The organism is Streptacidiphilus jeojiensis (assembly GCF_042510965.1).
Lineage (GTDB): Bacteria > Actinomycetota > Actinomycetes > Streptomycetales > Streptomycetaceae > Streptacidiphilus > Streptacidiphilus jeojiensis.
Window position 1 is genome coordinate 1,145,895 of sequence record NZ_JBEUKS010000001.1, and the last position, 17,845, is coordinate 1,163,739.

16 protein-coding genes are annotated in these 17,845 nt (G+C 74.1%); 11 read left to right on the forward strand and 5 right to left on the reverse strand.

Translation table 11 applies throughout. The annotated features are described in order from the left end of the window. Positions 1 to 68 precede the first annotated feature (68 nt). From ABUW04_RS05230 to ABUW04_RS05245, 4 genes are all read right to left on the reverse strand, one after another. Positions 69 to 1,277 carry a ketosynthase chain-length factor gene (locus tag ABUW04_RS05230; RefSeq protein ID WP_380563154.1) on the reverse strand — a complete coding sequence of 403 codons (1,209 nt, stop codon included), beginning with the start codon at positions 1,275 to 1,277 and terminating at the stop codon, positions 69 to 71. Continuing rightward, a complete protein-coding gene (locus ABUW04_RS05235; RefSeq protein ID WP_380563156.1) occupies positions 1,274 to 2,545 on the reverse strand; it encodes a beta-ketoacyl-[acyl-carrier-protein] synthase family protein in 1,272 nt (423 codons plus the stop codon). The genes ABUW04_RS05230 and ABUW04_RS05235 overlap by 4 nt, the downstream gene beginning before the upstream one ends. A 147-nt stretch (positions 2,546 to 2,692) precedes the next feature. After that, positions 2,693 to 4,342: an FAD-binding oxidoreductase gene (locus tag ABUW04_RS05240; RefSeq protein WP_380563158.1), complete on the reverse strand. Its 1,650-nt coding sequence runs from the start codon at positions 4,340 to 4,342 to the stop codon at positions 2,693 to 2,695. Between the two features lie 36 nt (positions 4,343 to 4,378). After that, complete coding sequence (locus ABUW04_RS05245; RefSeq protein WP_380563159.1) at positions 4,379 to 5,386, reverse strand: ketoacyl-ACP synthase III family protein; 1,008 nt, start codon at positions 5,384 to 5,386, stop codon at positions 4,379 to 4,381. A 150-nt stretch (positions 5,387 to 5,536) separates the two neighbouring features. Here ABUW04_RS05245 and ABUW04_RS05250 point away from each other — a divergent pair, with 150 nt between their 5' ends. The 7 genes from ABUW04_RS05250 (at position 5,537) to ABUW04_RS05280 (ending at position 11,535) form a co-directional block, all read left to right on the forward strand. Continuing rightward, positions 5,537 to 6,649, forward strand: a complete 1,113-nt coding sequence (locus ABUW04_RS05250) for an acyltransferase domain-containing protein (protein WP_380563161.1) — start codon at positions 5,537 to 5,539, stop codon at positions 6,647 to 6,649. Positions 6,650 to 6,681: 32 nt separating this feature from the next. Then, the gene (locus tag ABUW04_RS05255; RefSeq protein ID WP_030253210.1) at positions 6,682 to 6,939 is read left to right on the forward strand and encodes an acyl carrier protein; all 258 of its coding nucleotides are present in this window, start codon (positions 6,682 to 6,684) and stop codon (positions 6,937 to 6,939) included. A gap of 50 nt (positions 6,940 to 6,989) precedes the next feature. Further along, on the forward strand, positions 6,990 to 7,460 hold the full coding sequence (locus ABUW04_RS05260; protein WP_051725203.1) for a MarR family winged helix-turn-helix transcriptional regulator: 471 nt from the start codon (positions 6,990 to 6,992) through the stop codon (positions 7,458 to 7,460). After that, positions 7,457 to 9,019 carry an MFS transporter gene (locus tag ABUW04_RS05265; protein ID WP_380563163.1) on the forward strand — a complete coding sequence of 521 codons (1,563 nt, stop codon included), beginning with the start codon at positions 7,457 to 7,459 and terminating at the stop codon, positions 9,017 to 9,019. Before ABUW04_RS05260 ends, ABUW04_RS05265 begins: the two co-directional genes overlap by 4 nt. Before the next feature lie 127 nt (positions 9,020 to 9,146). After that, positions 9,147 to 10,106: an SRPBCC family protein gene (locus ABUW04_RS05270; RefSeq protein ID WP_380563165.1), complete on the forward strand. Its 960-nt coding sequence runs from the start codon at positions 9,147 to 9,149 to the stop codon at positions 10,104 to 10,106. Between the two features lie 2 nt (positions 10,107 to 10,108). Next, positions 10,109 to 11,314, forward strand: coding sequence for a cytochrome P450 (locus ABUW04_RS05275; RefSeq protein ID WP_198037413.1), 1,206 nt, complete (start codon positions 10,109 to 10,111; stop codon positions 11,312 to 11,314). Further along, positions 11,311 to 11,535, forward strand: a complete 225-nt coding sequence (locus ABUW04_RS05280; RefSeq protein ID WP_380563167.1) for a ferredoxin — start codon at positions 11,311 to 11,313, stop codon at positions 11,533 to 11,535. The genes ABUW04_RS05275 and ABUW04_RS05280 overlap by 4 nt, the downstream gene beginning before the upstream one ends. A gap of 49 nt (positions 11,536 to 11,584) precedes the next feature. Here the strand turns inward: ABUW04_RS05280 and ABUW04_RS05285 are convergent, their stop codons facing one another. Next, on the reverse strand, positions 11,585 to 12,760 hold the full coding sequence (locus ABUW04_RS05285) for a transposase domain-containing protein (RefSeq protein ID WP_380563169.1): 1,176 nt from the start codon (positions 12,758 to 12,760) through the stop codon (positions 11,585 to 11,587). 514 nt (positions 12,761 to 13,274) lie between these two features. Here ABUW04_RS05285 and ABUW04_RS05290 point away from each other — a divergent pair. The 4 genes from ABUW04_RS05290 (at position 13,275) to ABUW04_RS05305 (ending at position 17,826) form a co-directional block, all read left to right on the forward strand. Continuing rightward, positions 13,275 to 14,897 (forward strand): ABC transporter substrate-binding protein, encoded by a 1,623-nt coding sequence (locus ABUW04_RS05290; protein ID WP_380563171.1) that lies wholly within the window; start codon positions 13,275 to 13,277, stop codon positions 14,895 to 14,897. Positions 14,898 to 14,961: 64 nt separating this feature from the next. Next, positions 14,962 to 15,951 carry an ABC transporter permease gene (locus ABUW04_RS05295; RefSeq protein WP_380563173.1) on the forward strand — a complete coding sequence of 330 codons (990 nt, stop codon included), beginning with the start codon at positions 14,962 to 14,964 and terminating at the stop codon, positions 15,949 to 15,951. Next, positions 15,927 to 16,844 (forward strand): ABC transporter permease, encoded by a 918-nt coding sequence (locus ABUW04_RS05300; protein ID WP_030253228.1) that lies wholly within the window; start codon positions 15,927 to 15,929, stop codon positions 16,842 to 16,844. Before ABUW04_RS05295 ends, ABUW04_RS05300 begins: the two co-directional genes overlap by 25 nt. Positions 16,845 to 16,869: 25 nt before the next feature. Beyond that, positions 16,870 to 17,826 (forward strand): glutathione S-transferase C-terminal domain-containing protein, encoded by a 957-nt coding sequence (locus tag ABUW04_RS05305; RefSeq protein ID WP_380563175.1) that lies wholly within the window; start codon positions 16,870 to 16,872, stop codon positions 17,824 to 17,826. Positions 17,827 to 17,845 lie beyond the last annotated feature (19 nt).

Genomic DNA, 17,845 nt, shown 5'->3' on the forward strand with positions numbered 1-17,845 from the left:
GCTGGGTGTCGGTTTCGGTGTCGTGCCGGTTTCGGTGTCGGTGTCGGACGGCCCGGTCGGCGCGCGGGTCACGCGCGCACCACCCGGGGCGAGTTGAAGCCCCCCGAGCCGCGGGCCAGCACCAACGCGGTGCGCAGCCGGGCCTCGCGGGGGGTGTCCAGGACCAGGTCGATGGGCAGGTCGTCGGCGGGAGTGACGTGCAGGGTCGGCGGGACGACCTGGTCGCGCAGGGACAGCAGGGCCGCGGCGACGTCCACCGGGGGTCCGCCGGCCAGCAGCCGTCCGGTCATGGTCTTGGGGGCCGTGACCGGGACCGCGCGGGGGCCGAAGACCTCGGCGAGGGCCTGCGCCTCGGTGCGGTCCAGGGCCGGGACGCCGGCCGCGTCCGCGAACACCACGTCGATCTCGTCGGGCCGCAGCCCGGCGTCGGCCAGGGCGTGCTCGATCGCGCGGCGCAGGGCCGGCGGCCGGTCGGAGCCGGGGCGCGGGTCGAAGGTGGCGGCGTAGCCGGCGATCTCGCCGTAGCGGTGCCCGGCGCCGCGGCCGGCGGCCGAGTCGGCGTCCTCGACGATCAGCAGCGCACCGCCCTCGCCGGGGACGTACCCCCCGGCCTGCGGGTCGAAGGGCAGGTAGGCGCGGTCGGCGCGGTCGGCCCGACTGAGCCTGCCGTTGGCGATCTGGGAGACCACCGCGTAGGGGTTGAGCGGGGCCTCCAGGCCGCCGGCGACCACCGCCCTGAGCCCCTTGCGGAGCAGCCTGCGGGCCTGGCCGAGGGCGTCCAGTCCGGCCGCCTGCTCGGCGACCAGGGCGCCGCCGGAGCCGCGGAGGTCGTTCTTGATGGAGATCTGACCGGTGTTCACCGCGTAGAACCAGGCGAAGCACTGGTAGGCGCTGACGTGCTGCGGACCGAGCGTCCACAGCTTCTCGACCTCGTGCTGGGTGAACTCGAAGCCGCCCGAGGCGTTGGCGGTGACCACGCCGATGTCGTACTGGTCGAAGGCCGCCGGGTCGACCCCGGCGTCGGCCAGGGCCCAGTCGGCGGCGGCGACGGCGAACCGGGTGACCGGGTCGGTCTGCGGGATCAGCCGTCCCGGCAGGTGTTCGGCCGCTTCGAAGCCGCGGACCTGCCCGGCGAAGCGGGTGGGGTAGGAGGAGGCGTCGTAGCGGTCGATCGGGGCGATGCCGCTGCGCCCGGCCAGGGTCGCGGACCAGTAGGCCTCGGTGCCGAGCCCGTTGGGGGCGACCACGGCCAGGCCGGTGACCACCGCGCCGCTCATGCCGCCCTCCCCAGCAGGGGCCGGCGCAGCACCATGGCGCTCTGGAAGCCGCCGAAGCCGCTGCCGACGGTCAGGGCGACATCCACCCGGTGCTCACGGGCCGTCAGCGGGACGTAGTCCAGGTCGAGTTCGGGGTCGGGATGGTGCAGGTTGGCGGTCGGCGGCACCACTCCGTGTTCGATCGCCAGGGCGCAGGCGGCGATCTCGATGGCGCCGATGGCGCCCAGCGAGTGGCCGATCATGGATTTGATGGAGCTGACCGGGGTGCGGTAGGCGTGCTGCCCCAGGGCCTGCTTGAAGGCGGCGGTCTCGTGCCGGTCGTTCTGCTTGGTGCCGGAGCCGTGGGCGTTGACGTAGTCCACCGCCTCGGGCGGGGTGCGTCCCTCGTTCAGGGCGGCGGTGATGGCGTGCGCCATCTCGCGTCCGTCGGGGCGCAGTCCGGTCATGTGGTAGGCGTTGCAGCGGCCGGCGTGGCCGGTGATCTCGGCGTAGATGTGTGCTCCCCGGCGCAGCGCGTGGCCCAGTTCCTCCAGGACCAGGACCGCGGCGCCCTCGGCGACCACGAAGCCGTTGCGGGTGCGGTCGAAGGGCCGGGAGGCGTGCTCGGGGTCGTCGTTGCGGGGGCTGGTGGCCTTGATGGCGTCGAAGCAGGCGACCGCGAGCGGGGAGATCGGGGCGTCGGTGCCGCCGGTGACCACCACGTCTGCGGCGCCGTCCAGGATCAGGTCGCGGGCGTGGCCGACCGCGTCCAGGCCCGAGGTGCAGCCGGAGGAGACGACCACGGCCGGTCCCTCGGCGCCCACGCTCCAGGCGACTTCGGTGGCGATGGCGCTGGGCACCAGGTGGCCGTACAGGTGCGGGGTGGCGTGGTCGCTGTCCAGCACCCACTTCCGGCCGGTGTCGCTGAGCACCAGGTACTCGTCCTCCAGCGCCATGGTGGCGCCGACGGCGCTGCCGATGCTGACGCCGAGCCGGTCCGGGTCGATGGCGGCGGTGTCCAGGCCGCTGTCGGCGACCGCCTCCCGGGCCGCGACCACGGCCAGTTGGGAGGAGCGGTCGGTGCGCCGGATCTCACGGGCCGTCAGGCCGTGCAGCGCCGGGTCGAAGTCGCACTCCCCCGCGCTCTGCGAGCGGAACGGGGAGGGGTCGAAGAAGGTGATCCTGCGGGTGGCGGTCCGCCCCGAGGTCAGCAGGTCCCAGAAGTTCTTGACACCGGTTGCTCCGGGCACCACGGTGCCGATGCCGGTGATGACTACACGACCGTCCACACGATGTCCTATGTCCTAGCTGTTCGTCGGTCCGGCGCAGCGCCGGCGGTCACTGTCCCCCCACCCTGGCAACCGGCGGTCCACGGCCGGTCCAGCCGACGTGGAGGGCGGGTCGGTTCACTGACGGTCCGCTCACTGTCGGTCGGCTCACTGGCCAGGCAGCCGGACCGAGAGCGGGTGGCGGAAGAAGTCGGTGGGGTCCCAGCGCGCCTTGACCTGCTGCAGCCGGGGGTAGTTCAGCCCGTGGTAGAGCACCGACCAGGGGACACCGGAGGTGTTGGAGGCCGCTCCGTCCAGCGCGGTGTCGGGGTAGTTGATGTAGCAGCCGTCGGTGCGTCCGTCCGGCACCGGCACCCCGCCGGTGCCGGCGTACACCTCGCGGTACAGGCCGGTGGCCCAGGCGGTGTTGGCGTCGTCGTCGGCCGGGTCGGTCCACAGGCTCTGGTAGAGGACCTTGAGGACGGCCGCGCGCTGGGCGACGGCGGTGTCCTGCGGGGCCACGGCGCCGATCCGGCCGCCGACCAGGTTGATGACCACCATCGCGTTGGGGTTGCTGATCTGATCACTGGTCAGGTACCGGTACACCACCGCCGCCTGCTCCTCGGTGAAGCCCTTGAGCAGGTAGGCGGAGTGGTTGTCGCTGCGCACCGCCGGGTTGTCGCCGATGGCCGAGGCCGTGCCCAGGTAGCGGGTGGCGCGCAGCCAGGGCAGCCGCAGCGGCGCGGGCAGCGCGGCCGGGTCCACGCCGACGCCGTCCAGGATCGCCGTCAGGTAGGAGTCCAGCAGCTGCACGGCGTCGGGCAGTCCGGCGTCGATCTGGGTGACCACGGTGACGCCGCCGCTGGAGCGGTGGGTCAGCGAGAAGGAGCCGCTGAGCGCGGTGTACCGGGAGTCGGGGGCGCTGTTGGCCTCGAACCAGGCACCGGTGTTGCGCAGCAGCGCGGCGAAGCGGTCCTCGGTGAGCGTGGTCCAGGGGATCCGCACCGCGCTGATCAGCACCGCCTCGGGCGGCGTGACCAGCTGCCGGCCCGGATCGGTGCCGGTCGCGTCGGGGCTGCGGAACCAGTAGCGGGTGATCACGCCGAAGTTGCCGCCGCCGCCCCCGGAGTAGCCCCACCACAGGTCGCGGTTGGGGTCGTCTGCTTCACGGGTGGCGGTGACCACCCGGACCTCGCCCTGCGCGTCGACGACGACCACCTCGATGCCGTACAGGTGGTCCACGGTCAGGCCGTGGCTGCGCGAGAGCAGCCCGAAGCCGCCGCCGGAGACATGCCCGCCGATGCCGACCGAGTAGCACAGGCCGCCGGGGATGGTCACGCCCCAGCCCTTGTAGAGGGCGTCGTAGACGTTGAGCAGGGTGGCCCCGGCCTCCACCTCGAAGGCCCGGAGGGTCGGATCGTAGGAGACCGCGGTCATCGTGGACAGGTCGACCACCGACTCGACCTCGGCGTTGAAGACCAGGTCGGCCAGGCAGTGGCCGCCGCTGCGGATCGAGAGCCGGCGTCCGGACCGGACCGTCTCGCGCACTGCGGCGACCACGTCGGCGGTGGAGCCGGGTACGTAGACCTGCCCGGGGGTGCCGACCCAGCGCTGGTTGACCCCGGTGACCAGTTCCTCGTAGCGGGGGTCGTCGGGGGTGACAGTGGCCAGCCGGCGCGGTTCGGCCAGCGGCGGGGTCGCCGGGGCGGCGGCTTCGGCGCGGCCGGCCGGGGCGAGGACGGCCGGGGCGACGACGGCCGCGGTGGCGGTGAGGGCGGCGGCGCCCAGCACCCGCCGTCTGCTCGGATCGACGGACATGGACTCTCCCAGGGTCGGTGGACAGCGGGAAGGCGGTCAGCGGAACTCGATGACGGCGAAGGACCAGGTGAAGCCGGCGCCGACGCCGGCCAGCAGGGCGAGCCGGCCCGGTCGGGCCCTGCCCGACTCCAGCAGGTGGGCCAGGCCCGCGTACTGGTCGCCCGCGCCCAGATGGCCCACGGTGCGGGCCCAGGGCCAGGTGGTGGCCTGCGGGCCGACGCCCCAGCGGCGCAGGTAGGCGCCGGTGAGCCGGCGCAGTCCGAAGTGCGGCAGCACGAACCAGTCGATGTCGGCCAGCGCGCAGTCCGCGTCGGCCAGGGCGCGCTTGAGCGCCTCGTCCTGGCCCGCCGAGATCCGGTCCACGCTGTGCGACAGACCGTTGGCAGCCAGGAAGTCGCGTTTGTGCGCCTCCAAGTCGACCCGGGGCCGGTGGCTGAAGGGGGCCGCGCCGAAGGGGTCGTCGCCCCGGTGCATGCCCTCCAGGTCGGCGTCGGAGACGGTGGCCAGGCTCCGCACCGCCGCTACCCCGGTGTGCCGGGAGAGCACCAGGGCGGTGCCGCCGTCCGCGTAGACCGTGCCGGGGTCGCTGTTCCAGCGGTCGAAGCCCGGGGCGCCGAACCAGTCCCCGGTGGTCAGCAGGGCGGCGGTGCCGCCGGTGCCGGCCAGGTAGCCGGCGGCGAGTTCGATCGAGGCCATGCCGCCGTTGGACATCTGCCGCACCTCGACGGCCGGGCAGCGGTTGCCCAGCGCGACCCGCTGCACGTAGGAGGCCGGGGCCCAGAGGTCCTGGCCCTGGTAGTAGACGTCGGCGTGCAGCAGCAGGTCGATCTCGCCGGGGTCGTGGCCGGAGGCCCGCAGCGCGGCCCGGGCGGCCTGCGCCGCCATCTCGGCCGGCGGCTCCCCCTCGGCGACGGAGACCTCGACCAGGTCGGTGCTGCGGGCCAGCCGGGCGTCGCACAGACCCTGGGCCACCGCGTCGGCGACGCGGACCCGTCCGGGCAGTCGGCTGGCCGCCGCGGCGATGTAGAGGCTGTCGTATCTCATGGCCGTCCTCCCGGCTGGGCACCGAACCCGGCCATCGTGGGACGGCCCGCTGGACGCGACGTCCAGAGCGAGTCCAGCGGGGGCTGCCAGGGTCGGCGGATGGACGGGGCGCCGACCCGGACGCTCCGTCACACCGCGAAGGAGGCGGCCATGAGCACACGTCAGGACCAGCACACCGAGCGGCCCGAGCGGCCCGAGGACACCGAGCGGCCCGAGCGGCCCAGGGGGGTCGCCCTGCTCTTCCCCGGCCAGGGGGCCCAGCAGCCGCGGATGGCGGTGGGCCTCTACCGCGCCGACCCCTCGTTCGCCGCCCGGGTGGACCGGGTGCTGGCGCTGTGGGGCGCCGAGGGCCGGGCGATCCGCCGCGACTGGCTCTCTGACGCGCCCCGGATCCCGCTGGACGACCTGCGGCGCGCCCAGCCGCTGCTGTTCGCGGTCGACTGGGCGCTCGGCCGCACCGTCCTGGACTGGGGCGTGCGCCCGGACGCACTGCTCGGGCACAGCGTCGGCGAGGTGGCCGCCGCGGTGCTGGCCGGCGTGCTGACCCTGGAGGACGCGGCCGCGCTGATGGCCGACCGGGTCCGGCACCTGGCGGCGGCGCCCCCCGGCGGAATGCTGGCGGTGGCCGCCCCGGTGGCCGAACTGGAGCCGCTGCTGGGGCCGGACGTGGTGGTCGGCGCAGTCAACGGCCCGCGCCAGGTGGTGCTGGCCGGGGCGGAGGCGCCGCTGGCGGCCACCGAGGCGGAGCTGCGCCGGCGCGGCCTGTCCTGCCGGCGCGCCCGCACCGTCAGCGCCTTCCACAGCCCGGTGGTGGCCCGCGCCGCCGCGCTCAGCCTGTCGGCGCTGCAGACCACCCTGCTGCGGCCGCCCCACCTGCCGCTCCACTCCGGCTACACCGCAGGTCTGCTGACGGATGATCAGGCCGTCGACCCGACGTTCTGGGCCGGCCAGCCGGCCGCGCCGGTGCTGTTCGGCCCGGCCCTGGACCGGCTGCTGACGGCGGGTCCGCTGCTGCTGGTGGAGGCGGGACCGGCACAGGGGCTGACCATGCTGGCCAAGCGCCACCCGGCGGTGGCCTCCGGCCGGTCCGCGGCAGTGGCGATGCTGCCGGCCCGTCCCGCGGACGGGGACGCGGAGCCGGACGCGGTGCGGGCGGTGTGGCGCGCACTGGCCGAGCAGGGACGGCTTCAGGGCCTTTCCAGCACGGTTCCAGCGGCGGCTGCGAGCGTCGGAGGCTCCACCGGCACCCGCGGCGCCCCCTGACGCCGCGCACCACCGAATCCGAGGACACCGCCATGAGCGCACTGACCATCGACGACCTCAAGGAGATCCTGCGGGCCGCAGCCGGTGAGGACGAGTCGGTCGGCCTGGACGGGGACATCGCGGAGACCCCCTTCACCGACCTCGGCTACGACTCGCTGGCCCTGCTGGAGACCGCCGCGGTGATCAGCCGCCGCTACGGGGTCACCCTGACCGACGACCTGTTCGACGACATCGCGACCCCGCAGGCGCTGCTGGACGAGGTGAACTCGGTTCTGTCCGCCGCCGCCTGACCCTCGATCGACAGTTGGTTGAGCAAAACCAACTGCGCTAGCATCCAGCCATGACGACAGACGACGGGTCCATCACCGCAGCGGCGGTGGCCCTCAACACCGTGGGCTGCTGGCTGCTCTCCCCGGCGACCAAGCGCCGCATCGCCGCCGAGGCCGGGCTGACCCTCCCGGCCGGCGACTACACCCTGCTCACCCAGATCGACCGCTGGCAGCCGGTCCGGCTGTCCACCGTGGCCGAACGGCTGGAGGTCGACCGCTCGTCGCTGACGCCGCAGACCAAGCGGCTGGAGGAGGCCGGCCTGATCGTGCGCGTCGCCGACGACCTGGACCACCGGGCCCAGCTGGTCCAGGTCACCGCGCACGGCCAGGAGCTGCTGGTGCGGCTCTGGGCGGCGCGGTCGCGAGCGCTGGCCTCGCTCCTGGACGGCTGGGACTCCGACGACGCGGCCCGGCTGACGGACAGTCTGATCGCCCTCGCCGGCAGCATCGGCTCCCGGGTCCACAAGGAGGCGGCCGCATGAGCGCCCCCGCCGCACCCGCCGCCGCCCCGTCCGGACCGGTCCGCACCGTGCCCGACGGCTTAGTCGTCGCCCTGGCCTGCCTGGGCCAGTTCATGGTGGTCCTGGACGTCTCGATCGTGAACGTCGCGCTGCCCGCCATCCGCGGCTCGCTGGGCTTCTCCGCCGCCGACCTGCCCTGGGTGGTCAACGCCTACGCGCTGGCCTTCGCCGGGTTCATGCTGCTCGGCGGCCGCGCCGCCGACCTCTACGGGCGCCGGCGCACCTTCGTCGCCGGGGTCACCGTGTTCACCCTGGCCAGCCTGCTCGGCGGGCTGGCGCCCTCGGCCGGGGTGCTGGTGGCGGCCCGCGCCGTCCAGGGCCTGGGCGGCGCCGTGCTGGCGCCGTGCACGCTGACCATCCTCACCACGGCCTTCGCCGAGGGCGCCCGGCGCACCCGGGCCATCGCCACCTGGAGCATCGTCGGCGCGGTCGGCGGCGCCGCCGGGGCGATCCTGGGCGGGCTGCTCACCGACTACCTCTCCTGGCGCTGGATCCTGCTGGTCAACCTGCCGGTCGGGGTCTTCGTGGTGATCGGCTCCCGGCTCTGGCTGGCGGACGACCGGGGCAGCGGCGGCGGCCGCCGGCTGGACGTCCCCGGCGCGGCGGCGGTCTCGCTGGGCCTGACTGCGGTCGTCTACGGCATCGTCCAGGCCGGCAAGGACGGTTGGGGCCGCACCGGGACGCTGCTGCCGCTGGTGGCCGGGGTGCTGCTGCTGGGCCTGTTCGTGCTGATCGAGGCGCGGATCGCGGGACAGCCGCTGCTGCCGCTGCGACTGCTGCGGTCCTGGCAGCTCTCGGGGGCCAACGTGGTGATGTTCCTGCTCGGGGCCGGGTTCTTCTCGGTGCTCTACTTCGTCTCGCTCTACCTGCAGAACGTGCGCCACTACAGCCCGGTCGAGGCCGGGCTGGTGTTCGTCCCGCACGCGGTGGCCACCGTGGTGGGCGCCAAGTCCGCGGCCCGGCTGCTGGCCGCCGGACGCCGGGCCCCGCTGCTGATCCTCACCGGACTGCTGGTCTCCGCCGCCGGCTTCCTCTGGCAGGCCCAACTGGGCACCCACACCAACCTGGTGACCGGGGTCATCCTGCCCGGCACGGTGATCTTCCTGGGGATCGGGCTGGCGCTCACCCCGGTGGCGATGACGGCGACCTCCGGGGTGCCCGGCGCCGACGCCGGTATCGCCTCGGGCCTGGCCAACGCCTCGCGCCAGATCGGCGGCTCCTTCGGCCTGGTGGCGCTGACCGGCATCGCCGCCGCGTACACCAGGGACCTGCTGGCCGGCCGGGACGGGGGCGGGGGCGCGACGGCGGCCGACAGCGCGCTGGTATCCGGCTACGACCGCGCCTTCTACTGCGCCGCGGGCATCCTGGCGCTGTGCGTCCTGGTCACCCTCACCCTGCCCAGGCCCCGGCCGGCGGCCGTCCCGGCGCAGGCGAGCGAGGCGGCGGAAGAGGCGCCCGAGGACGGGGCCGAGGACCAGGCCGGGGCGCCGACGAGCAGCGCAGCCTCCGAAGCGGGCTGAAGGGCGGGTTCCAACCGGGTTCCAGCCCGCCTCTACGGGCGGATGGGAGGTTCGGGGACAGGGAGCGCGGGGTCCGGGCCGGGACGGACGCCGCCCCGGCCCCGACCCCCGGCTCGCAGAGGACAACGTGAAGGCGAAGACAGCACGCACCGAACACACCGTCACCATCCAGGCCCCGGCCGACGTCCTGCGCCGCCTGATCACCCGCACCGAGCGCTGGCCGGTGCTCTTCGAACCGGTGGTCTACGCCGCCCCGAACCCGAACCCGGGCCTGAACCCGGGCCCGGAGCCGGAGTTGGAGCTGTGGACCCGTCACGACGACCGGATCGTGCACTGGTCCGGCACCCACCGGCTCGACCCGCACGGGCTGCGACTGGACTTCCGCTACACCGCCGTCGGCCACCCCGCCACGGCGGTCTCCGGCCGTTGGACGCTGGAGCCGCTGGACCCCGGGACCACCCGGGTGACGCTGCATCATGAGAGCCGTCGGGCACGGTCGGTGTGGGAGCGGCTCTTCGCCGAGCAGCTCCCCGTGCTGCGGCGGCACGCCGAACTCGGCGCCGAACTGGACGCCCTGGTCTTCACCTTCGAGGACACCCTGCGCAGCCACGGCAGCCCCGAGGACGTGCACGCCTTCCTGTACCGGGTGCAGGGCTGGCCCGGCGCGGTCTCCCATGTCGCGGCGGTGACGCTGGAGGAGCCAGCTCCCGGCGTCCAGCAGGTCACCACCTCGGTGCGGGCGCCGGACGGCTCGGTGACCGCGATCCCCTCGGTGCGGGTGCGCCTTCGGGACCGCATCGTCTACACCCCGCTGACCGTGCCCCCGTTCGCCACCGCCCACCTGGGCGAGTGGATCGTCGCCACCGGCTCCGACGGCCTGACCTCGGTCACCGGACGCCACACGGTCGCCCTCGCGCCCACCCGCATCGCCGCCGCCTTCGGCCCCGGCACCACCCCCGCCGACGCCCGCAGCCGGGTCCGCGCCGCGCTCGGCGCGCACAGCCTGGCCACGCTGGACGCCGCCCGCGCCCACGCCGAGTCCCGTCTCACGCCCGCCGTCCCTGCCGCCTCCGCTCCCCGAGGATGACGATGTCCCAGCCCGCCGGCACCATCGCCCACTCCCCCGACTTCCCGCTGGACCGCCCGGAACCGCTGGCCCCGCCGCAGGAGTACCAACTGCTGCGCCAGGAGCGGCCCGCCAGCCGGATCACCCTCTACGACGGCAGCCAGGCCTGGCTGCTGACCCGCTACGAGGACGTCCGCAGCGTCCTCACCGACCTGCGCTTCAGCGCCGACGCCCGGCGGGACGGATTCCCGTTCGTCTCGCCCGCCGTGCGCGCCAGCGTGGGCGGACGCACCCCCTTCTTCCGGATGGACCCGCCCGACCACGACCGGATCCGGCGGATGCTCACCCGCGACTTCATGGTGAAGAACATCGAGGCGCTGCGCCCGCAGATCCAGCAGATCGTCGACGGCTTCCTGGAGAACCTGCTGGCCCAGCCCCAGCCGGCTGACCTGGTACGGGAGTTCGCGCTGCCGATCCCGTCCGCGGTGATCGCGCGGCTGCTCGGCGTCCCGTACGAGGACCACGAGTACTTCCAGAGCCGGGGGCAGCGCATGCTCAGCCGGGACAGCACGCTGCAGGAGAGCGCGCAGTCCGTGGTCGACCTGCGCGAGTACATCGGCCGGCTGGCCGAGTCGCGGCTCACCGACCCGGGCGACGACGTGCTCAGCAGGCTGGTCGTCGAACGCGAGGCCACCGGCGAGCTGGACCGCGAGGACGTCAAGAGCACCGGCCTGCTGCTGCTGGTGGCGGGGCACGAGACCACCGCCAACATGATCGCGCTCAGCGTCGCCACGCTGCTCGGCCACCCCGAGCAGCTGGCCGCGCTGCGCGCCGACCCGGCGCTGATCGGCAACGCCGTCGAGGAGTTGCTGCGGTTCCTGTCGGTGGTGCACAGCGGCGTCCCCCGGGTCGCCCTGGAGGACATCGAGATCGCCGGAGTGACGGTCAGGGCCGGTGAGGGCGTCATCGCCTCCATCCCGGCCGCCAACTGGGACCCGGAGCACTTCGCCACGCCCGAGGACTTCGACATCCACCGCGACGCCCGCCGGCACATCGCCTTCGGCTTCGGCATCCACCAGTGCCTGGGCCAGCCGCTGGCCCGGGTCGAGCTGGAGATCGCGCTCACCACGCTGCTGCGGCGGCTGCCCGGGCTGCGGCTGGCCGACGGCGCCGAGTACGCGCCGGAGAAGGCCGTCTACGGGCTGCACCGGCTCCCGGTCGCCTGGTGAGCACAGCCCCGGCCCCCTGGCTGGCCGTGGACCCTGAGCGCTGCATCGGCTCGGGCCGGTGCGTGCTCAGCGCACCCGCCGTCTTCGACCAGGGCGACGACGACGGCCTGGTGCGGCTGCTGGACCCGGCCCCGCCGGAAGCGCTGCGCGCCGGGGCGCGCAACGCCGCGGCGCTGTGCCCGTCCGGTGCCATCCTGGTCGGCGGCGCGGCCCCGCAGTAACGCCCCTCGCAGCAGCCCGGCCGGGGACCGGGCCGGTGTCGACGGCGGGTCAGCCGATCTGCCGCACCGACACCCGTCCGGTCCGCTCCGGCGCCGGCACCGCGGCCGCGGGCAGCGCCGCCGGGGCCGCCGTGCCCGGGCGCAGCAGCGCCCCGAGCGCCTGGTGCACCAGCAGCAGGCCCCAGACCTCCTGTTCCACACCGCGCGCCGAGCGGGCCCGGAGCACCGGCACCACGGCGCGGCCGCCTCCGGTCAGCTCGGTGAGCGCGTCGCGGAAGCGCCAGCGTTCCGCGAACAGCGCGACCAGTTCCGCGGCCGGTGCCGCCGCCGGGTCCAGCAGGCTGGTCACCAGGCGCAGCGGCTCGCCGTCGACGACGCAGTCCAGCACCCGGACCGGCACCGCCAGCGCCGCCTCCCCCTCGCCGCACTCGCCGGCGCCGTCCAGGACCGAGCGGAACGAGCCGTCCGGGAGCGTCGCGTGCCGGGACAGCTGGGCCGTCGCCGGTACCGACCACAGCAGTTCGGCGCCGCCCTCGCGGGCGATGCACCAGGGGCGGACCCGGACGCTGCCGAAGTCCGCCAGCAGCAGCTCGCCCGCGCCGACGGTGCGCAGCAGGCGCCGGGCCAGGGTGACCGGGTTGTCGCGGCCGGCTCCGAGCCGGGCGTCGACCACGGTCCGGCTGCGCTGGTCGGCCAGCGCCATCACCTGCACCCGGGGCACCAGGAACCTGTCCGGATCGCCGTCCGTACCGCCGTCCGGGAAGCGTTCGGTGTTCTCCTCGGAGTCCGGGACCTCGAACCGCGCCGCGTCCAGAACCAGCACCCGCAGTCCTCGGTATCCCTCAACGGCTGTGCCCTGCGGTGCCGCTGACGCCGCGACGGCCGCCGCACGCTCGGCGAACAGCGCCCGCAGCGGTTCGGGGCCGAGCCGGGCCCGGGCCCGGGACAGTGCGGCGGCGGTCGGCACCGGGCAGCGGGTGGGCCGGCCCAGCCCCCATATCAGTCCCTGAGACAACAGCTCCGCGACCCGCTCGTACTTAAGGCCGGGGAACAGGCACAGGGCCAGCACGAAGTAGACCACCACCCGGGCCGGCAGCAGCCGGGTCCGCTCCTGGGTCCGGCCGGTCTCGGCGAGCACCCGGTCCACCTGCTCAGCGGGGAACGCCCAGGTGAGCAGCCCGATGGCGATGCGGTCGGGGAGACCGCCGCACCCCGGTGCGTTCAAGGATCCTTCCGGTGCCATCTCCCCTGCCCCCCTGTTGCTGCGGTGTTCCTGCGCTGTTCCGACGCTACCCCGCGGCGGACGGCGATCAACGGCCCCGCTTAAGTCAACGGCGCCGGCGCCGCCCGGTCCACTGCTTCTGGCGACGGCGGGAAGGCCCACTGTAGGCTCCAGGACATGATTCCGGGAGCAGCAGTCCTCAGGCGCCGGCTGGCCGTCGACCTGGGCCGCCAGGCGAGCGCGCTCTGTAGCTGACCTGCCCCGGCACCGTCGGCGCAGTGCGCCCGGCCGGTTCGCCACCACCCTTTCGCAGTGCCCTCACTGACCCGCCGTCAACCGCGGTCGCGGAGTGCCCCGGCATGCCCGCATGCCGTCGCACCCGCCGTCCCGCACGGCGCAGCCTTCCCGAGCCGAGCACCCGTCACCTCTGGAGTCCCCTGTGTCCAGCATGTCCCAGCCAGTACAGCCCGAGGCCCTCCGCCCCGCGGACAGACAGCCCGCCAGGCGGCGGAGGAGGATGTCCGCAGCCGCCGTTCCCGGACTGGCACTCGCCCTCGCCGTCGGCCTGACGGCCTGCTCCTCGGCCTCCGGATCGGCGACCGGCGCCAACGCCGGTGCGGGCTCCGGACATCCGGTCTCCGGGGGGACGCTCAGCATCGACATCGCCAGTGCGCCGCTGTGCCTGGACCCGCAGAACAACAACTCCAACGGCAACACCGCGGTGAGCCGGCAGCTGGTGGACTCGCTCACCGACCAGGACCCCGCCACCGGTGCGGTCCACCCCTGGCTGGCGTCCTCGTTCAAGGTCAACGCCGATGCGACCCAGTTCACCTTCACGCTGCGCTCCGGCGCGACCTTCAGCGACGGGGCACCGGTGGACGCGGCCGCGGTGAAGGCCAACTTCGACAGCATCGTCAAGCTGGGGGCCGTGGACGCGGTCGGCTCCAGCTATCTGACGGGATATCAGTCCACCCGGGTGGTCGACAGCTCCACCGCCGTGGTGACCTTCGCCCAGCCCAACGCCCAGTTCCTGCAGGCGACCTCGACCGCGGCACTCGGCCTGCTCTCCCCCGCCTCGCTGACCGGCAGCCCGGAGGACCGCTGCCAGGGCCACGGACTGGCCGGCTCCGGCCCGTTCGTGCTCAAGAGCTCCGGCGGCCAGGAGATCAGGCTGGACCGCCGCACCGGGTACGCCTGGGGTTCGTCGCTGTGGAAGCACACCGGTGCCGCCTACCTGTCGGAGATCGACTACAAGGTGGTGCCCGAGGGCAGCGTCCGGGCCGGGAGCCTGGTCTCCGGGCAGGTGGACGGGATCATCGGGGTCCAGCCGCAGGACGAGAAGCTGCTGGCCGGCGGCTCGGTGACGGAGCTGGTGCGCTCGACGCCCGGCGTCGACTACAACCTCACCCCCAACACCACCCGTCCGCTGCTGTCCGACGTCAACGTCCGCAAGGCCATCAGTGACGGCATCAACCGGCAGCAGATCGTCAGCAGCCTGCTGTCCTCCCACTACAAGCCGGCCACCAGCATCCTCAGCTCCACCACCCCCTACTACAGCGACCTCTCGGCCGATCTGGCGTACGCGCCGGGCACCGCGCGCAGCCTGCTGGACGCCGACGGCTGGAAGCCCGGCAGCGACGGCATCCGCACCAAGGGCGGGGTACGGCTGACGGTGAAGCTGGTCTACCCGGGCGTGGACATCCCCAGCCGGAACGTGCTGCAGCTGGTGCAGCAGCAGCTCAAGGCGGTCGGCATCGACGCCCAGTTGGACGGCCTGCCGCTGAACCAGCTGGCCCCGGCGCAGAACGCGGGCCAGTACGACCTGCTCTGGTTCGGACTGACCCGGTCCGACCCCGACATCCTGCGCACCTCCTACTCGGTCGCCGCCAAGAACCGCGCCCACCTGGCCGCCGGCAACCCGCTGGAGCAGCTGCTCGGCAAGCAGGCCGCCACGGTGGACCGGACCCAGCGGCAGACCCTGGTGACCGAGGCGCAGAAGCAGCTGGTGGACCAGGCCTATGCGATCCCGGTCTACGAGCAGGTCCAGTTCGCCGCCTTCGGCTCCACCGTGCACGGCGCCGCCCTGGACGGCTCGGCCCAGCCCGAGCTCTTCGACACCTGGATCAGCGGCTCGCACTGACGGCCCGTCATACCTATTCGCATCCGCATCCGCATCCGCATCCGCATCCGACGAAGGGGGCCCGATGGCACGCTACCTGGCCGTACGGCTGCTGCACGCGGTGGTGACCGTGTGGGCCGCCTTCACGCTGTCCTTCCTGATGCTGTACCTGCTGCCCGGCGACCCGGTCACCATCATGCTGGGCGGGGCCGGCGGGTCGGGCGACGCCTCCCCCGCCCAGGTGGCGGCGCTGCGGTCGGCGTACGGCTTCGACAAGCCGGTGCCCACCCAGTACGCCGACCGGCTCTGGGCGGCACTGCACGGCGACTTCGGCACCTCGCTGCAGACCGGCGACACGGTGGCGCACACCTTCGCCACCGCCGTTCCGCAGACCCTGGCCCTGGCCGGAGCCGCGCTGCTGCTGGCCGCGGTCCTGGGCCTGGGCACGGCCCTGGTTGCCACCGCCACCCGCTCGGCACGGCTGTCCCGGCTGCTGCTGACGGCGCCCTCGGTCGGGGTCTCGCTGCCGCAGTTCGCGGTCGGGCTGGTGCTGCTGCAACTGTTGTCGTTCCACTGGCGGCTGCTGCCGGCCTTCGGCGACCCCACCGGGCTGGGGCTGATCCTGCCCGCGGTGACCCTGGCCCTGCCCACCGCCTCGGTGCTGGCCCAGGTCTTCGCCCAGAGCCTGGCCGACGCCCTGGACGAGCCGTACGTCACCACCGCGCGGGCCAAGGGCGCCGGACGGGCCAGGGTCCAGCTGCGGCACGCCGCCCGCAACGCGGCACTGCCGCTGCTGTCGCTGGGCGGACTGGTGGCCGGCAACCTGCTGGCCGGCTCGGTGGTGGTGGAGACCGTCTTCTCCCGCGACGGCTTCGGACGGATCACCGCGGCGGCGGTGGCCGCCAAGGACATCCCGGTGGTGCAGGGGGCGGTGGTGGTCGGCGCCGTGGTGTTCGCCGCCGTCAACCTCGCCGTCGACCTGGTCAACCCGCTGCTGGACCCGCGGCTCGCGCAGCGGGCCCGGCGGACGCCGGAAAGGAGCAGCCGCCGATGGCTGAGAGCACGATCGACCTGAGCGTGCGCACCCCGGAGCCGGCGCCCGCCGAGCAGGAGCAGTCCCCGGACCGGGCCGCCCGGCTGCGGGCCGGGGCCCGGCGGCGACTGCGGTCCTGGCTGCGGCAGCCCGGACTGGTGCTGGCCGTGCTGGTGCTGCTCACCGTGCTCGCCTGGGCGCTCGCCCCGGGACTGTTCGCCCCGCGCGACCCGCTGCGGGCCGATCCGGCGCACATCTTCGAACCCCCGGGCCCCGGCGCCTGGTTCGGCACCGACTACCTCGGGCGCGACCTGTACTCGCGGGTGGTGCACGGCGCCTCGCTGTCGCTGCGCGCACCGGTGGTCGCGGTCGCCCTCGGCCTGGTGAGCGGCACCACGGTCGGCCTGCTCGCCGGGGCCCTGGGCGGCTGGGTCGACGCACTGCTGATGCGCGCCGTGGACGTGCTGCTGGCGATCCCCGGGATCCTGGTGTCGCTGGCGGTGGTGACCGCCCTGGGCTTCGGCACCGTGCACGTGGCCGTCGCGGTCGGCCTGGCGAGCCTGCCGGGCTTCGCCCGGATCACCCGGGCCCAGGTGCTGCGGGTGCTCGGCGAGCCCTATGTGGAGGCGGCCACCGCCTCCGGGGTGCGCCGGCCCGTGGTGCTGCTCACCCATGTACTGCCGAACGTCCGGGGGCCGGTACTGTCCCTGGCCGCACTGGAGTTGGGCACCGCCGTGCTCGCGGTGGCCGCGCTGGGCTTCCTCGGCTTCGGCGCCCAGCCGCCGACCCCGGAGTGGGGGTCGATGGTCTCCGAGGGGCGGGACTACCTCGGCGACTACTGGTGGTTCACCACGCTGCCCGGACTCACGCTCGCCCTGGTCACCCTGTCGGTGAACCGGATCGCCCGCTCGGTCACCCACCGCCGTACCCACTGACCACCACCACCTATCGGGAGCATCCATGACAGAGCATCAGCTGGTCGACGCCGGGGCCTGCGAGGCCCAGCCGGAGTCCTGCGCCGGCGCCGCCCCGGCCCGGGAGGTGGAGAAGCTGCGCGGCCGGATCACCGCCGACGGCTCCAGCGGCTACCCGGCCGAGCCCGGCCGCTACCACGTCTACGTCTCCTGGGGCTGCTCCTGGTCCAGCCGGGCCGCGGTGGTGCGCAGGCTCAAGGGGCTGGAGGAGGTGGTCTCGCTGTCCTACGTGGACGACTCCACCGACGAGCGGGGCTGGATCTTCGGCGGTGCCTCGGGCCCCGACCCGGTCAACGGCTTCTCCCGGCTGCGCGAGGCCTACGAGGCGACTGTGCCGCACTGGCCCGGCCGGGCGTCGGTGCCCGCGCTGTGGGACCGGGTGACCGGACGCCTGGTCAGCAATGAGTCCGGCGGGATCAGCCTGGACCTCAGCACCCAGTTCGACGCCTGGAGCAGCACCGGCGCCGACCTCTACCCGGAGCCGCTGCGCCCGCGGATCGACGCCTTCAACGCCTGGCTGCACCACGACATCAACAACGGCCTGCACCGGGTGGGCCACCAGGCCGACCCGGTGGAGCACGCCCGCTTCTTCAGCATCCTGTTCGACCGCTTCGACGAGCTGGAGCGCCGGTTGACCGGGAGCCGCTACCTGTTCGGCGCCGAGGTGACCGAGCCGGACGTGCGGCTGTGGCTGTCGCTGGTCCGGCTCGACACCGCCTACCCCGGGCTGCTGGCCACCTCGCTGGACCGGCCCGAGGGCTTCCCGGCGCTGTGGGCCTACGCCCGCGACCTCTACCGGCTGCCCGCGTTCCGGGAGACCACCAATTTCGCGGTGATACGGCAGAACTTCGCCGACAACTTCGACCAGCTGCACCCGGAACGCGTCGTCCCGGCGCAATCACTGCAGAGCTGGACGGAATCGCAGTGGGAGATCGCCGGGTAGCCGGACAAATGGAACGGGA

Coding starts and splice junctions, on each gene's coding strand:
- ABUW04_RS05230 (WP_380563154.1), bottom strand. CDS start 1,277: ATGAGCGGCGCGGTGGTCACCGGCCTGGCCGTGGTCGCCCCCAACGGG.
- ABUW04_RS05240 (WP_380563158.1), bottom strand. CDS start 4,342: ATGTCCGTCGATCCGAGCAGACGGCGGGTGCTGGGCGCCGCCGCCCTC.
- ABUW04_RS05245 (WP_380563159.1), bottom strand. CDS start 5,386: ATGAGATACGACAGCCTCTACATCGCCGCGGCGGCCAGCCGACTGCCC.
- ABUW04_RS05250 (WP_380563161.1), top strand. CDS start 5,537: ATGAGCACACGTCAGGACCAGCACACCGAGCGGCCCGAGCGGCCCGAG.
- ABUW04_RS05255 (WP_030253210.1), top strand. CDS start 6,682: ATGAGCGCACTGACCATCGACGACCTCAAGGAGATCCTGCGGGCCGCA.
- ABUW04_RS05260 (WP_051725203.1), top strand. CDS start 6,990: ATGACGACAGACGACGGGTCCATCACCGCAGCGGCGGTGGCCCTCAAC.
- ABUW04_RS05265 (WP_380563163.1), top strand. CDS start 7,457: ATGAGCGCCCCCGCCGCACCCGCCGCCGCCCCGTCCGGACCGGTCCGC.
- ABUW04_RS05275 (WP_198037413.1), top strand. CDS start 10,109: ATGTCCCAGCCCGCCGGCACCATCGCCCACTCCCCCGACTTCCCGCTG.
- ABUW04_RS05290 (WP_380563171.1), top strand. CDS start 13,275: ATGTCCGCAGCCGCCGTTCCCGGACTGGCACTCGCCCTCGCCGTCGGC.
- ABUW04_RS05295 (WP_380563173.1), top strand. CDS start 14,962: ATGGCACGCTACCTGGCCGTACGGCTGCTGCACGCGGTGGTGACCGTG.
- ABUW04_RS05300 (WP_030253228.1), top strand. CDS start 15,927: ATGGCTGAGAGCACGATCGACCTGAGCGTGCGCACCCCGGAGCCGGCG.
- ABUW04_RS05305 (WP_380563175.1), top strand. CDS start 16,870: ATGACAGAGCATCAGCTGGTCGACGCCGGGGCCTGCGAGGCCCAGCCG.